Here is a 15,380-nt window from a genome sequence, read left to right as displayed (position 1 = left end):
TATGGAGCGGCGCGATCGCGCCGGCGCCTGAACGCGCGGCCGGCACACGCGGCCGGACTACTCGCTCAGATGCAGGGTGCTGATCGCGTCGCTGCTGATGTCGCTGGCGCTGAACGGGAAGTGCAGCCACTGCTTCTGCGAGTAGCGTTCGGTGAAATCCTTGAAGTGCGGATTGGCCGGATCGGTCGATTCCGAGTAGGTGATGAAGCCTTCGGCGTGGACCTTGCCGTCGTTCCAGGTGACGGCCTGGATATAGCTGTTGCCGTAATTGACGTGGTAGCCGGTCGGCGTCAGGCCATCGCTGTCGGCGACGGTGAACGCGCCGATGCTGCCTTCGCTGCCGAAGATCGACGGGCCATTGTCGCCGTGCACGCCGGAGTGCTGGACATCGGCGAAGGCGGCGTCGAACGGCAGGCCGGCGTCGCTGATCGCGGTCTGCGCATCGGCCAGTGCCTGCTGGACGCCGCTTTTCGAGGTGTCCAGGGTATTCGGCGTGTTGACCGGATCGTCGACCGAGAACGGCGTCTTCCAGATATTCGAAACGCCGTTGACGCGTTCCCAGAATTCGATCCAGACATGGGCGCCGGTCGCGTCGAGATTAGCGCTGCCGTTCCAGTCGGCCAGCGCCGCGCAGGCCTGTGATGTGTTGCTGCTGCCGCCGTTGGCGCAGAGATCACCGAGCACGGCGCCTTGCGCCAGCTCGCCGCTGTAGATATGGCTCGACAGGACGACGTCCTTGAGCTGGTCGTAGCTGAACTTCGTGCCGGCACGGCCGTCGCTGCCGTCGAGGCGGCGCTGGATCTGCAGGATGCCGAGCCGCGTGCGCAGCGTGCGCGCCGTGCCTTCGTCGCCGATGATGCGCGCGTAGCCGGTCAGCGGCTGTGCCGGATTGGTCAGCCAGTAGCTGTCGTTCATGTTGGCGACCCAGTCGCTGCGTTCGAGCTTCGGCAAGTGGCTGGCGCCGAAGATGCCCGGTGGCGCGTCGGCGTCGTTCAGCCACTGGCAGTCGGCGCGATTGCCCTGCAGCACCGGCAGGCCGGGCGCGACGCTGCCGATGATCGGCGACAGCAGCGGTGCCTTGCAGCTGCTGACCAGACTGTCCGGCACGTTCGGCACGACGCTGAGATCGCCGTAGTAGACGCTCTGGTTCGGGCCGGTGGCGACCGTGTTGACCCAGGGCACGCCGAGTACCCTGGCGTGGTCGGCCTTGAACTCGCCGAGATTCGGCGCCGTGTTCCATGCGAAGAACTGGTTCATCAGGCGATCGTTTTCGGCATTGGCATCGCGCATCGAATAGATGCGTGTGCGATCCCAGCCGAGCACCGGCAGCCCGCTGACGCTGAGTTCCAGCACCGGCCCGTACTGTGTCCGGTACAAGGTGCGGCTCTGCTGCTTGATGCTGCCGTCGCTCTGCAGCACGTCGATGCTCAACGGCACGGCCGTGACATCGGTGGCCTTGCCGTCGTAGTAGTACTGCATCGGGTTCAGCGGATTGACCGGATTCTGATACAGCGTGAAGCGATACGCGGTCGAAACCGTGTGACTCCAGGCCAGCTGGTCGTTGAAGCCGATCAGCACCAGCGGCACGCCGTACAGCGAGGCGCCCATGATGTCCATCTTGCCGGGCACGGTGAGATGGACGATGTACAGGCGCTCGGTGCCTTCCCAGGGAAAGTGCGGATTGCCGAACAGCATGCTCTGGCCGGTCTGAGTGGCGTCGGCGCCGAGGCCGTACATGTTGCTGCCGAGCTTTTTCTCGCGGCTGAAGAACGCGAACGGACCGGGCTGCGCGACCAGGGCGGCCTTGGCCGCAGCGGCGTCCGGCATGGTGTTGCCGAGCGACAGCGCCGGCGGCGTCGCCGTGGCGATCTCGGTCGTGAACACCGATGACGAGGCGATGACCGACAGACGGAAATAACGGCGATAGAGATCGGCTTCGCTGATCGGCTGCAGATAGTCGGCGTTCGCGCAGGCAGCGTGGCGGCCCGGATGTTCGCCGGCCTTCAGTTCGGCCATGTAGCGGTTGAAGCCGGCGACGTAGCCGGTCGTCAGTTCCTGTACTTCCGGACGCGCCGCCGCCTTCAGTCTGGCGACGACCGCATCGGTCGCCATCAGCTTCCAGAAGAAATCGCTGTCGACGTTGTTGGCGGTGACCGGCACTGCCGGTATCGAATAACTGCCGTCCGGTCCGAAATAGCGCGAGCGCTCGCCGCGTATCGTCACCAGGTCGTCCATCAGCACGCAGAGGTTGTCTTCGGCAAATGCGTAGCCATAACCGTAGCCGAGGCTTGGATAGTCGGCGGCCTTGATGTGCGGCACGCCCATCTCGGTGCGGGTGATGCTGACGTCGTAGTGGCCATCGCCGTTGCTGCCACTGCCGGCCGTGCTGCCGACGACATGACTCTGTCCGCAGGCGGCGAGCGCGAAAAGGCCGACTGCGGCGATGCCGAACCGGATCGTGTTCATGTTTCTCCCCTGTCTAATGTGTTGCTATGGCCGCACTATAACGGCGCCGCGTCACCAACGAAAAAGGCCGGGCATCGCCCGGCCTTTTGGCTTGCCGCTCTGCGCTACTGCGTCTTGACCATCATGTTCAGGATGCGCTTTGTCATGCCGGTGTACGGGGGGAACAGCAGCGTGGCGATGTTGAAGCGCGTACGCACCACGGCGCGCTCGTGCGAAAAAGCCTTGAAACCGTACTCGCCATGTGCCGAGCCGATGCCGGAGTTGTTGACGCCGCCGAACGGCAGATTGCCCTGGGCGAAGTGCATGACGACGTGGTTGATGCAGGTGCCGCCGGCCGACGTGCGCTTGAGCATGCGTTCGATGTTGTGCTCGTTCTTGCTCCAGATGTACAGGGCCAGCGGCTTTGGCTGGGCGTTGATGGCGGCGATCACCTGATCGAGATCGCGGTAGCCGATCACCGGCAGCAGTGGTCCGAAGATTTCCTCGCTCTGGATCTTGGCGTCGTCCGGAATGTTGTCGAGCAGCGTCGGCTGGATGAAGCAGTCGTTCTCCGAGGTCTCGCCGCCGAACAGCACACGCGCGCCGCGCTGGGTCGCATCCTGCAACAGGCCGCCGATGCGCTGCGTGTGTCGCTGGTTGACGACGCGCGCGAGGCTGTCGCTCTTCATCTGTTCGGCCTTGGTGCTGCCGTAGCTCGTCTTCAGCGTTGCGATGCATTCGCCGACGAACGCGTCCTTGACGCTTTCGTGCACGTAGATGTGATCGGGGGCGATGCAGGTCTGACCATTGTTGGTGAACTTGCCCCACATGATCGTGCGCGCGGCGCCCTTGATGTCGGCGCTCGCGTCGACGATGGTCGGCGACTTGCCGCCGAGTTCCAGGGTCACCGAGGTCAGATGCTTGGCGGCGGCAGCCATCACGACCTTGCCGATCGCCGGTGCGCCGGTGAAGAAGATGTGATCGAAAGGCAGCGACAGCAGAGTCGTCGAAACGGCGACATCGCCCTCGAAGATCGCCACTTCATCGGCCGGGAACAGATCGCGGATCATGCGCGTCATCAGCGCCGACAGGTGCGGCGTCATTTCCGACGGTTTGAGGATTGCGGTGTTGCCGGCGGCGATCGCCGAGACCAGCGGCGCCAGCGTCAGATTCACCGGATAGTTCCAAGGCGAGATGATGAGGCAGCGGCCCTTGGGTTCGTACTGCACCCAGCTTTTGGTGCCGATCGTCATTCGCGACGGCCAGACGCCCTTCGGCTTCATCCAGCCCTTGAGGCTGCGCATCGTGTGCTTGGCTTCGGACACGACCGGCAGGATCTCGGCCAGATCGACTTCGGCCGGCGGTTTCTTGAAGTCCTGATAGGCAGCTTCGTAGATTGCCTCGCGGTTCGCCAGCACGGCATCCAGCAGGCGCTGGATCCTGGCGATGCGCTCCTTCGCGGTCGAGGTGCGCAGGCGCAGCGCGGTTTCGTGCTGGGCGGCAAACGCGCGGTGGATGTCGTCGCCGGCAGCGGCCTGGGTGCCACCGGCATTCGGCAGAAAAGACACGACAGTGTTCATGAGCTGCGCTCCAGATCAGTCCGATTGAGGATCTCGTCCGGGAGGAATTGAACGCCCGGTTTGTTGCCGAGTATAGGGCGCCCGGCGGGGCAGGGCACTACCCGTTTGACCGATGCGACAAGTGGGCTGCCACTTGCGGCGCTGTCACGCGGCACCGGCGCAACCTACACTGCACGGACAACAAGGACGCCTGAAGCCGTCCGGAGGGGACGCATGACACCGATCAAGCCGCTGGATGCCGCCTGGCTGTACGTCGACACGCGCGAGACGCCGATGCAGGTCGGCTGTCTGGCGATCTTCTCGCTGCCGCCGAAAGCCGGACCGCAGTTCCTGAAGAAGCTGGTCGAGAAATTCCGCGCCACGCGCGATTTCGCGTATCCGTTCAATCTGCGCCTGACGGCGCCGCGCTTCCGTTTCCTGCTGCCGGCCTGGGAAGAGGATCGGCAGATCGACCTCGAATATCACTTCCGCCATTCGGCGCTGCCCCTGCCCGGCGGCGAACGTGAACTCGGCGTGCTGATCTCGCGGCTGCATTCGAACGCGATGGACTTCAATCGCCCGCTCTGGGAATGCCATCTCATCGAGGGTCTCGAGGACCGACGCTTCGCGCTGTACATGAAGATGCATCATTCGCTGGTCGACGGCATCGGCGGCATGCGCATGCTCGCCCGCATGCTCTCGCCCGACCCGACATCGCGCGATCAGCGTCCGCCGTGGGCGGTCGGTGCACGGGCGCGCAAACCGAGGCCCGAGGGCGAGGTGGCGACGCCGCTGCAGACGGCGATCGACGGCGTGCGCACGCAGCTCAAGACCGTGCCGGGCGTGGCGCGCGCGTTCGGCGACATCTTCAAGGAAGCCTTGCGCCAGGAGGACAAGGACTGGGCGCTGCCGTTCACCGGCCCGCGCTCGGCGTTCAATGGCAAGGTCTCCGGCCAGCGCCGCTTCGCCACACAGCACTATTCGCTGGACCGGGTGAAGAAGATCGCCAAGGCCGCCAATGTCACCGTCAACGACGTGTTTCTCGAAATCTGCGCGGCGTCGATGCGCCGCTATCTGGACGAGATCAAGGCCTTGCCGGACAAGCCGCTGACCGCCGGCGTGCCGGTTTCGGTGCGTCCGGCCGACGATCAGGGAGCCGGCAACGCAATCAGCTTCATCATCGCCAATCTGAACACGCACATCGCCGACCCCCTGCAGCGCCTGCATGCAATCCACGATTCGGCGCAGCGTGCCAAGCATCATCTGCAGCAGCTGCCGAAGGCCGATATCGACAACTACACGGCCTTGTTCATGGCGCCGTTCATGGCGCAGCTGCTGTCCGGGCTCGGCGGCCATCTGCGGCCGATGTTCAATCTGACGGTGTCCAACGTGCCCGGCCCCGATCGCGTGCTGTATTTCAACGGTGCGAAGATGGAACAGATGTATCCGGTGTCGCTGCTGGCGCACGGTCAGGCCTTGAACATCACCGCGGTCAGCTATGCCGGGCAATTCAATGTCGGCTTCACCGGCTGTCGCGACGCGCTGCCGAGCATGCAGCGCCTGTCGGTGTATGCCGGCGAGGCGCTGGCCGATCTGGAGCGGCAGCTCGGCGGCGACGGCGAATAGCGGCCACGCCGGAAGATCGGCAGCAGTCGCGCCACGGCGACGCTGCCGCGCAAACAGGCCCTAGGCCGGCCAGAGATGGGTGCCGTACTTCCAGTAGCCCTGGACGTTGTTGAGGCGCGCGTCCTGATCGGCCGGCATCGGCAGCACTTCGCCTTCCAGCAGGGGCTGCAGGTATTGCGCAAGCACCGCGCCACCGCCACCGCTGATGACGATCGCGTCGATATCCCAGTCGTCGGCCCACAGTCGGTTCACTTCCTGCGCGATGCGCCCGGCCAGCTGCTGGAACGCGGCCTGGACGATGCCGGTCAGGTCGTAGCGCTTGCCCTTGATCTTGATCGAGCCGCGGCTGACCCCGTCGTAGAGCCGATACAGCTCGACACTGACGCCACTCTTTTCATGCAGGACGTTGGCGATCGCCTGGTAGGCAGCGGCAATGCCGGCATCGGAACTCTGCGAGCCACGCTCGGAATACCTGGTCTTCTCGCTGATCGTGTAATCGGCGGTCCGGAAGCCGATGTCGATGATGCCGATCTTCTCTGAGATGAAACGCTGGCTGGCGGCCTTGCCGATGTCGTTCAGCATCAGGTTGAACATCGACCCGAACGGCTGCGGCACGACCCGCACGCGTTCGATGTGCAGGGTCTTTTCTTCGCGCTCGCCGTTGGGCTTGACGACGGTCAGCGCGTGCCGGTTCTGCAACATCGCCGTCAGCGCATCCTTGTGCTTGCGGAAGAAGCTGATCGGCAGGCCGGTGACCAGGCGGATCGGCTCGCCGCTGTCGGCGAACGGCGTCAGCGCGGCCAGCGCCAGGGTCTTGGCGTATTTGGCGAGAAACTGCGTCTGGTCGAGCGTGAAACCGCGCCCACGCGACTGCGCTTCGGCGAGCTCGCCGATGAAATAGCTGTCGTTGCCGATGATGAAATGTCGCGGCTGTGTCGCCGCGCCGGGCAGCAGGCTCTCGCTGAACTGGACTTCGGTCGCTTCACCGACGACGGACTTGAAAACCTGAGACTGGCGGCCGTCGCTTGCCTTGGTGTAGCCGAAGCCGATATCTGCGCCCAGTACTTTCACATGCTGCCCCTTGCGTGGTCGGGCCCGTGTCCGGGCGCCTGTGCAGCCGAATCAATAGCATGCGGTTTTCGAAAAGACAAAGCGCCGAGCCGGCGGTCGCGCAGGTTCAGAACAGCGGTCCGTCGACCACGTCGGCGCGGTGTTCGAGAAAATTGATGACGGTTCCGGCCGGGTCCAGCAGGGCGAACGAGCGCTCGCCGTTGGCGAACTGCCGCATCGGTCCCAGCGGTGCGAGGCCGCGCTGGATCAGCGCGTCGTAGTCCTCCTGCACGTTGCTGCTTTCGATGGCGATGCACAGGCCGCGCGTCGTCGAGGTGTGCTGGAACACCGGCAGCCGGGTGTCCTGATGCGGTTTGATGAAGCCGAGCTCCCAGTCGCGGAAGCTGATATGGGCGTACCAGTCGGCACGGAACACGATGCGCGCAGAGAAGGCGCGGCGATAGAAGTCGCAGCAGGCCTGGATTTCCGGCGTGGTGACGATCGCGTAGACGCCGTTCATCGCCGGCCCTTGCCTGCGGCGGCGCGCAAGCCTGCGCGACGGCCGCCGATGTGATGGATGTTTCGGTTCACGATTTCCCCTGCGCGCCGCTGTCGGCCCACGCCCGGCTTACAATACACCGATGAAGCTGCACTTCACCAAGATGCATGGCGCCGGCAACGATTTTGTCGTGATCGATGCGACCGCGCGCCGTTTCCAGCCGCTGCCGGCGCTGCTCGCACGCCTCAGCGACCGGCGCTTCGGCGTCGGCTGCGATCAGGTGCTCGTCGTCGAGTCGCCGTCGACGCCCGACGTCGACTTCGATTACCGGATCTTCAATGCCGACGGCAGCGAAGTCGGGCAGTGCGGCAACGGCTCGCGCGCCCTTGCGCGCTTCGTGCGCGAACGCGGCCTGTCCGACAAGAACGTGATCCGCGTGCGCACGCAGACCAGCGTGCTGGAGTTGCGCCACGTCGACGGCGATCGCTACCGGGTCGACATGGGCGTGCCGCAGCTGGAGCCGGCCGCCGTGCCGTTCGCGGCAGCCGCCCGCGCCGAGCGCTACACGCTGACGCTGGCGCAAGGCACGCCACTGGAAATCGGCGTCGCCAGCATGGGCAATCCGCATGCCGTGATCGCGGTCGCCGACGTCGACACCGCGCCGGTCGCGACGCTCGGCATGGCGTTGCAAAGCCATCCGGCGTTTCCGCAGAGCGTCAACGTCGGGTTCCTGCAGATCGTCGATCCGCGCCATGTGCGTCTGCGCGTCTACGAGCGCGGCGCCGGCGAGACGCTCGCCTGCGGCAGCGGGGCCTGCGCGGCGGTGGTCGTCGGCCGGCTCTGGGGTCAACTCGACCCGGTCGTGGACGTGCAGGTTCGCGGCGGGCAGCTTACGATCGAGTGGGCGGGCGAAGGGCAGCCGGTGCTGATGACCGGACCGGCAGTAACCGTCTTCGAGGGGGATATCGAATGGCCGAATTGAGTACACAAAGCAAAGAGCCAGCGGCGCCGAAACTCAATGAGCGCGAGATCGTCGCTTATCTGAAGCAGCATCCGGACTTTCTCGCCCGGCACCCGGACCTGCTCGAAACCATCGAGCTCAAGCATCGCAGTGGCTCGGCGGTTTCGCTGATCGAAAAGCAGGTCGAACTGCTGCGCGCCAAAGGGCAGCGCCTCGAAGACCGGCTCGAGCGTCTGCTCGAAGCGGCGCGCGACAACGAGCGCCGCCAGGACAACGTCCATCGTCTCGCGCGAACCCTGATCCGGGCGCCGTCGCTGGCCGGGGTCGCCGCCGGGCTGACCAGGTGCATGCGCGAGGATTTCGACATCGACGCAGCGCTGATCGGCATCGGTGCGAGCCATTACAAGCACCATGACATCGACGGCATCGTCGCAATCGACGCCAAGGGCAAGCTGGCGCTCGCGTTCGAGGACTTCTTCCGCACCCGCCTGATCGAGTGTGGTCCGATCGAGGCGGCCAGGGCGCAGCTGCTGTTTCCCAAGGCGGACGGCATTCGTTCGGCGGCGATCGTGCCGCTGGAGAAGGAAAAAAGCCTGGGTTTCGTCGCGCTCGGTTCGCGTGATCCGGAACGCTTCGCGCCACGCCAGGGCAAGCTGTTTCTCGAGCTGACGGCCGATCTGGTCGCCGCCGCGGTGCGCGCACGCACGTGAATCCGGGCGCTTCGGCGACGCCTGCGCTGCTGGCGCCGCTGATCGCCGGCTACCTCGATTATCTGCGCGACGAGAAGCGCTACTCGGCGCACACGGTCAGTGCCGCGCGCAACGATCTCCAGCAATTCGCCGAATATTGCGCGGCTGCCCATGTTGCCCGGCTTGAACAGATCGACGCACATCTGATTCGCGACTGGCTTGGAAGGCAACGTCGCGCCGGCCGCGAGCCTGCGAGCCTGCATCGCTATCTGTCGACCTTGCGCGGCTGGTTCCGTCATCTGCTGCGCGAGCAGCGCGTAGCCGCCAACCCGGCGACTGCCGTGCGTGCGCCCAAGCTGGTGCGCAAGCTGCCGGCCACCGTCGATGCCGACACGCTCGGCGCGGCGCTTGACCATGATTCGGCGGACGACGATCTCGCGGTCCGCGATCGTGCCATCATCGAATTGTTCTATTCCGCCGGCCTGCGTCTGGCCGAGCTGCAGCAACTGGATGTCGATGTCTTCGACGAGCGTCAGCCGTCTTTCACGGTGCGCGGCAAGGGCAGCAAAGAACGGGTCGCGGTGCTCGGCGGCAAGGCGCGCATCGCGCTTGCGGCCTGGCTGAAGCTGCGCCCGAACCATGCCGCGGCTGGAGAAAATGCACTATTTGTCGGGCGTCGCGGCACCCGTCTGTCGCGAGCGACGATCGCCGTTCGCGTACGCGACTGGGCTCGACGCAATGCGCTCGGTGTGCACCTGCACCCGCATCGCCTGCGCCACGCCTTTGCGACGCATATGCTCGAAAACAGTCATGATCTGCGCGCGGTGCAGGAAATGCTGGGGCATGCGCACCTCTCCACGACGCAGATCTATACGCATCTGGACTGGAAGCATCTCGCCAAAGTTTATGATGACAGCCATCCGCGGGCGCGCCGTAAATCTGCGCCGGTCAAAGCCGGAAAGTAGCGGAGCGCTGAAAAAGGCCGGGTGTTTCGTGGCGATATCGTGAACGTGCCTCATTTCGGAAAAATTCCCGATTTTCGGTGCCGGATTTCCGGGCGCATGAATCGGCTCTGAATGCCGTCTGAACGCGTTATGAACACGCTTGTATGGTGCCGGAAAGGCAGTATCATGAGCCGCCTTGAAGGAAGCCTTGCCGCTTTCAACAAGCAGAGACTGTTCATGAAAATTTACCCCGGGAGTTGAAAATGACGCGCAATGTACTGATCGCGATGGGCCTCGCCGCCGCCCTCGCCATGGCTGGCTGCCACAAGAACGAAGAAGCTCCGGCCGAAGCGCCGGCGATGCAGGACGCGGCGCCTGCGCCGGATGCCGCTGCACCTGCCGAACAGCAGGCCGCCGACGCGGCTGCCGCTGCGCAGTCGTGCACGCAGGATTGCGGCAACGGCGTGACGGCGACGATCCAGTGCGCGGCGGGCGAAACCGCCACCTGCGACTGCTCGGCCGATCCGAAGGCCAAGTGCGATCCGGCTCCGGCCGCGATGGACTCGGACGCTCCGGCTGCTGCCCCGGCCGAGCCGGCGCCGGCTCCGGCGCAGTAAGCCGGGCTTTGCCAGAAGCTGTGTGACGAAGGCGCCGCGAGGCGCCTTCTTCTTTTGTACCGAGGGGCGTGCCTTGAAAGCGGCGCTGCGCGTCCCCACCATCGCGGAATCTCCGCCATTCCGGAAATCCCCATGCAACAGTTCGATGGCACGACCATCCTCGCGGTGCGCCGCGACGGCGAGGTCGCGCTCGGTGGTGACGGCCAGGTCTCGATGGGCAACGCGCGCGTCAAGGGCAATGCCCGCAAGGTGCGCCGCCTGTACGGCGACCGCGTGCTGGCCGGATTTGCCGGCGGCACGGCCGATGCGTTCACGTTGTTCGAGCGCTTTGAAGGCAAGCTCGAAAAACATGGCGGACAGCTGGTGCGCGCCGCCGTCGAGATGGCCAAGGACTGGCGGACCGATCGCTATCTGCGTCGGCTTGAAGCCTTGTTGATCGTCGCCGACACCGAGGCGACGTTGATGGTGTCGGGCAACGGCGATGTCATGGAGCCGGAACCACATGGCGTGCTGGCGATCGGCTCGGGTGGCAGCTTTGCGGCAGCGGCAGCCCGTGCGCTGGTCGAGAACACGTCGCTCGGCGCACACGAGATCGTCGAAAAAGGCCTGCATATCGCAGCCGACATCTGCATCTACACCAATCACCATCTGACGATCGAGACCTTGCGCGCCTGAGGCGTGCGGGCTCCTGCTTTCGAGAACGGCATGAACGATCTTTCCCCCGCCACGACCTCGGTGATGACGCCGCGTGAAATCGTCCAGGAACTGGACCAGCACATCGTCGGCCAGGCCGGCGCCAAACGTGCCGTCGCCATTGCGCTGCGCAATCGCTGGCGACGCTCGCGCATCGACGGACCCATGCGCGGCGAAATCCATCCGAAGAACATCCTGATGATCGGGCCGACCGGTGTCGGCAAGACCGAGATCGCGCGGCGGCTCGCCAAGCTGGCCAATGCGCCGTTCGTGAAGGTCGAAGCCACCAAGTTCACGGAGGTCGGCTACGTCGGCAAGGATGTCGAGACGATCGTCCGCGATCTGGTCGACACGGCCGTCAAGATGACCCGCGAACAGGCGATCAAGAAGTTGCGCGATCGTGCCGAGGCTGCGGCCGAGGAACGCGTGCTCGATGTCTTGCTGCCGCCGCCGAAGGACTTCGGTGAAGCCAGCAGCCAGCGCCAGAGCGAAAGCGGCGCGGCGCGCCAGGTGTTCCGCAAGCAGCTGCGTGAGGGCAAGCTCGACGACAAGGAGATCGAGCTCAAGGTTTCCGCGCCGACCGCCAACATGCAGCTGATGGGACCGCCGGGCATGGAGGAAATGACCCAGCAGCTGCAGAGCATGTTCGCCAATCTCGGCCAGAACCAGACGCGCGCGCGCAAGATGAAGATCAAGGACGCGTTCAGGCAGCTGACCGAGGAAGAGGCGGCAAAACTGGTCGACGAGGAGGCGATCAAGGCCGAGGCGATTCGCAATGCCGAGGAAAACGGCATCGTCTTCATCGACGAGATCGACAAGATCTGCAAGCGCGGGGAGTACGCCGGTGGCGCGGATGTGTCGCGCGAAGGTGTGCAACGCGATCTGCTGCCGCTGATCGAGGGCTGCACGGTGAGCACGAAGTACGGCACGATCAAGACCGATCACATGCTTTTCATCGCGTCCGGGGCCTTCCATCTCGCCAAGCCGTCGGATCTGGTGCCGGAACTGCAGGGCCGCCTGCCGATCCGCGTCGAGCTGGACGCGCTGAAGTCCGAGGACTTCTTGCGCATCCTGACCGAGCCGAGCTATGCCTTGACCGAGCAATACAAGGCGCTGATGCAAACCGAAGGCGTGACCGTGAAATTCGACGACTCCGGTTTGAAGCGTATTGCCGAGATCGCCTGGCAGGTCAACGAGCAGACCGAGAACATCGGTGCGCGGCGACTGCACACGGTGATGGAGCGTCTCCTGGAAGACATCGCGTTCGATGCGCCGGACAAAGCCGGTTCGGAGTTGACGATCGACCAGGGCTTCGTCAACGACAAGCTCGGCAAGCTTGCCGGCGACGAAGACCTGAGTCGCTACATCCTCTGATGGCAACGACTGCGCCGACGCTGATCCGCCTGCATCGCAAATCGCGGGTACTGGAACTCGGCTGGGGCGACGGCCGCCGGGTCGAGTTGCCCTGCGAGTATTTGCGTGTGTTTTCGCCGAGTGCGGAACTGCGCGGACACGGTCTGCCGGAGCCGATGCTGATCGGTGGCAAGCGCGAGGTCGGCATCGCCCGAATCGAGCCGGTCGGCAACTACGCCGTGCGGCTGGTATTCGACGACGGCCACGACAGCGGTCTCTACTCCTGGGACGCGTTCGACGAGCTCGCCCGGGAATACCGCGCGAACTGGCAGCGATACCTGCAGCGGCTCGCCGAGGTCGGCATGTCGCGGGAACGCGATGTCGTCAAGCTGGCGGCGCTGGTCGGACATTACACGCCACCACCGAAGCGCTGAGGTACGCGGGAATCAGCCGGCGAGCAGGGCGTCCAGCGGCGAGGCGGCGTGAAACAGGTGGCCTTGCGCGTAGTCGGCGCCGAGGCGACGCAAGGTCTCCAGCGTCGAGGCTTCCTCGACCCCTTCGGCAATGATTTCCAGCTTGAGCGCCTTGCCGATGCGGCAGATCGATTCGACGATGGTCTGATTCAAGGGATCGTCGGCGAGCCGATCGGTATAGGCCATGTCGATCTTCAGGCCGTCGACCGGCATCTGCCGCAGATAATCGAACGACGTGAAGCCGCTGCCGAAGTCGTCGAGCAGAATGCGGCAGCCGTAGGCGCGCAGGCGTGCCACGAGGGTGCGCGCCGCGCTGAAATTGCGCAGTGCCGTGCCTTCGGTGATTTCGAAGCGCAGCTGCTGCGGCGGAAAGGCGTGACGGGCGAGCGCGTCGAACAGAAAGTCCGCAAAGGCCGGATCGGACGCGCTGTGCGCGGTGAGGTTGACGGACGCGTAGGCGAACGGCAGTTCGCCCCGCCGCTGCAAGCCGGCAGCCAGTGCGGCGAGGGTGTTTTCGACGACCCAGCGATCGACATGCCCGGACAAGCCGTAACGCTCGGCTGCGGTCAGGAACTCGATCGGACGCTGCAAGGCGCCGGCGGCATCGCGGACGCGAATCAGGACTTCGACGCCGGGTCGTTCGTCGCTGCGCATCGGCTCGATGTGCTGGCCGTAGAGCAGGACGTCGCCGGCTTCCAGGGCCTGCTGGACCCGTGACGCCCAGCTGCTGTCGGTGAACGCCTGGCGTACGGCGGCATCGCCCGGCGCGTAGATCTGGCAGCGATCGCCGCCGTGGCGCTTGGCGATGTAGCAGGCGGTGTCGGCTTCCGCGAGGACGGTGTTGGCGTCGACAGTCTCCGAGTTGATGATGCTGATGCCGATGCTCGCGGCGAGTTTGTAACTGCGCCCGTTGTGTTCGAAGTCCGCGGCTGCGATCGTGCGCAGCAACTCGCTGCCGATCTGCCGCGCGTCATCCAGGCTCGAGTTCGGCAGCAGTACGGCGAATTCGTCGCCGCCGGTGCGCGCCAGTACGGCCTGATTCGGCAGCGCCCTGCGCAGCTGCCCGGCCAGCTCGCGAACCAGACGATCGCCAACGCTGTGCCCGGCGGTTTCGTTGATCAGCTTGAAATGATCGAGGTCGAGATACAGCAGCGTGTGGCGGCTCACGCCGAGCCGCGCGGTGCTGAGCCAGTGCGCCAGTTCGGCTTCGAGTTCACGCCGGTTCGGCAGGTCGGTCAGGGCATCGTGGCTGGCCTGATGGATCAGCTGCTCGGACAGCAGGCGCGTGTGCGACAGGTCGTGCAGGACGCAGACGCAGCCAAGCAGCCGGCCGTCATCGGTGCGCAGGGGAGACAGGGACCAGTCGACCGGCAGCCGATCGCCGTGCAGATTGCGCAGATGTGCCACGGGCGGCAGGGTGTCACCGTTGCCGCGCAGGACTTGTGTCACCGGATCGGCCAGCGGTGTCGCGCTGTGCTCCGCAAACAGGGCGACGACCTCGCCGAACTGCCGGCCTTCGATGTCACGGGTCCGTTCGTGCCCGAGCAGGCGCAGGGCGGCGTTGTTGCAGAAATCGATGCGACCGTCGATGTCGATGCGCAGCACGGCGTCGGTCATCGAGGCCAGTGTCGTCTGCGCGAGTTCCTGCGCCTCGCGCAGTTCCCGCTCGTGGCGATGCCGTTCGCGGACGTCCTGAACCTGGGTGATGAAATACTGCGGCTCGCCATGCTCGTCACGGGCCAGCGAGACATCGACCTGCACCGGCACCAGACTGCCGTCCGCCGCGACGTAGCGCTTCTGCTGGCGAATGGTGCGTGCGGTGCCATTCATCAGGGCGCGAAGTGTCAGCTCATCCTGCCCACGGTCGCCGGCGAAAGTGAACTCGTGTGAGTGCATGTTCAGCAGTGCCGCCTTGCTGAAGCCGAGCAATTCGCAGTACGCCTGGTTGACGTCGAGCAGGCGCCGCTGCAGCGACTGCCGTGACAGGCCGATCGGAGCATTGTCGAACAGCAGGCGAAAGCGGCGTTCACCTTCGTTGCGCGCCGACTGATCGAGCTTGTTGGCGTCGATGTCGAGAAGACTGCCGAGCATTCGCAGCGGCGTGCCGTTTTCGCTGCGGGCGATGACGCGGCCACGCGCTGCAACCCAGCAGTAGCGGCCGTCGTCGCGCCGCAGGCGATGCTCGCTGTAGAAAAAGGGCAACTCGCCGCGGCAATGTGCCTGGAGGCGCTCGAGCGCCGCCGCCCGATCGTCCGGATGCAGGCGTGCCTGCCAGTCCGGTTCGCTGACGACGGCGCTGCCGTCCCGGCCGCCGAGCGTCAGACGATATTCCGGCGAGTATGAAATCTCGCCGCTGCTCAGATTCCAGTCCCACAGACCCTGACCGTGACCGTCGAGCGCGTCCAGCAGGGAATTTGCAGCAGGTACGGCGTCTGAAGGGTGGGTCGGCGGCATATCGAGGCGTGATGGGC

The 15,380-nt window shown here is 65.1% G+C and carries 13 protein-coding genes; 8 read left to right on the top strand and 5 right to left on the bottom strand.

Annotated elements, in window-relative coordinates; genetic code table 11:
- Window positions 1–57 precede the first annotated feature (57 nt).
- Window positions 58–2,466: a penicillin acylase family protein gene (locus G7Y85_RS12290; protein ID WP_166257266.1), complete on the bottom strand. Its 2,409-nt coding sequence runs from the start codon at window positions 2,464–2,466 to the stop codon at window positions 58–60.
- Window positions 2,467–2,570: 104 nt separating this feature from the next.
- Window positions 2,571–4,025, bottom strand: coding sequence for an aldehyde dehydrogenase family protein (locus G7Y85_RS12285; RefSeq protein WP_166257263.1), 1,455 nt, complete (start codon window positions 4,023–4,025; stop codon window positions 2,571–2,573).
- A 213-nt stretch (window positions 4,026–4,238) separates the two neighbouring features.
- Between G7Y85_RS12285 and G7Y85_RS12280 the strand changes: the two genes are divergently transcribed.
- Window positions 4,239–5,630: a WS/DGAT/MGAT family O-acyltransferase gene (locus G7Y85_RS12280; RefSeq protein ID WP_166257260.1), complete on the top strand. Its 1,392-nt coding sequence runs from the start codon at window positions 4,239–4,241 to the stop codon at window positions 5,628–5,630.
- A 60-nt stretch (window positions 5,631–5,690) separates the two neighbouring features.
- Here the strand turns inward: G7Y85_RS12280 and G7Y85_RS12275 are convergent, their stop codons facing one another.
- Together G7Y85_RS12275 and G7Y85_RS12270 are read right to left on the bottom strand one after the other, a co-directional pair.
- Entirely contained in the window at window positions 5,691–6,701 is a 1,011-nt protein-coding gene (locus tag G7Y85_RS12275; protein WP_166257257.1) for a ParM/StbA family protein, read from the bottom strand.
- A gap of 106 nt (window positions 6,702–6,807) precedes the next feature.
- Window positions 6,808–7,200: a VOC family protein gene (locus tag G7Y85_RS12270; protein WP_166257254.1), complete on the bottom strand. Its 393-nt coding sequence runs from the start codon at window positions 7,198–7,200 to the stop codon at window positions 6,808–6,810.
- Between the two features lie 121 nt (window positions 7,201–7,321).
- On the opposite strand from G7Y85_RS12270, the gene dapF reads away from it, so the two are divergent.
- The 7 genes from dapF to G7Y85_RS12235 all read left to right on the top strand — a co-directional run bounded on the left by dapF (window position 7,322) and on the right by G7Y85_RS12235 (window position 12,870).
- Window positions 7,322–8,161, top strand: a complete 840-nt coding sequence (gene dapF / locus G7Y85_RS12265; RefSeq protein WP_166257251.1) for a diaminopimelate epimerase — start codon at window positions 7,322–7,324, stop codon at window positions 8,159–8,161.
- Window positions 8,149–8,850 carry a DUF484 family protein gene (locus G7Y85_RS12260; RefSeq protein WP_166257248.1) on the top strand — a complete coding sequence of 234 codons (702 nt, stop codon included), beginning with the start codon at window positions 8,149–8,151 and terminating at the stop codon, window positions 8,848–8,850. The genes dapF and G7Y85_RS12260 overlap by 13 nt, the downstream gene beginning before the upstream one ends.
- The gene (locus G7Y85_RS12255; protein ID WP_366514960.1) at window positions 8,847–9,794 is read left to right on the top strand and encodes a tyrosine recombinase XerC; all 948 of its coding nucleotides are present in this window, start codon (window positions 8,847–8,849) and stop codon (window positions 9,792–9,794) included. The genes G7Y85_RS12260 and G7Y85_RS12255 overlap by 4 nt, the downstream gene beginning before the upstream one ends.
- A 242-nt stretch (window positions 9,795–10,036) precedes the next feature.
- Complete coding sequence (locus G7Y85_RS12250) at window positions 10,037–10,390, top strand: hypothetical protein (RefSeq protein WP_166257245.1); 354 nt, start codon at window positions 10,037–10,039, stop codon at window positions 10,388–10,390.
- Window positions 10,391–10,522: 132 nt separating this feature from the next.
- Window positions 10,523–11,065: an ATP-dependent protease subunit HslV gene (gene hslV, locus G7Y85_RS12245; RefSeq protein WP_166257242.1), complete on the top strand. Its 543-nt coding sequence runs from the start codon at window positions 10,523–10,525 to the stop codon at window positions 11,063–11,065.
- Between the two features lie 30 nt (window positions 11,066–11,095).
- Complete coding sequence (gene hslU / locus G7Y85_RS12240; RefSeq protein ID WP_166257239.1) at window positions 11,096–12,457, top strand: ATP-dependent protease ATPase subunit HslU; 1,362 nt, start codon at window positions 11,096–11,098, stop codon at window positions 12,455–12,457.
- Window positions 12,457–12,870: a gamma-butyrobetaine hydroxylase family protein gene (locus tag G7Y85_RS12235; protein ID WP_166257236.1), complete on the top strand. Its 414-nt coding sequence runs from the start codon at window positions 12,457–12,459 to the stop codon at window positions 12,868–12,870. Before hslU ends, G7Y85_RS12235 begins: the two co-directional genes overlap by 1 nt.
- A 12-nt stretch (window positions 12,871–12,882) precedes the next feature.
- Here the strand turns inward: G7Y85_RS12235 and G7Y85_RS12230 are convergent, their stop codons facing one another.
- A complete protein-coding gene (locus G7Y85_RS12230) occupies window positions 12,883–15,363 on the bottom strand; it encodes a PAS domain-containing protein (RefSeq protein WP_166257233.1) in 2,481 nt (826 codons plus the stop codon).
- Window positions 15,364–15,380: the final 17 nt, after the last annotated feature.

The organism is Solimonas terrae, from assembly GCF_011067135.1.
Lineage (GTDB): Bacteria > Pseudomonadota > Gammaproteobacteria > Nevskiales > Nevskiaceae > Solimonas > Solimonas terrae.
This window is presented reverse-complemented; position numbering and strand designations above follow the sequence as displayed.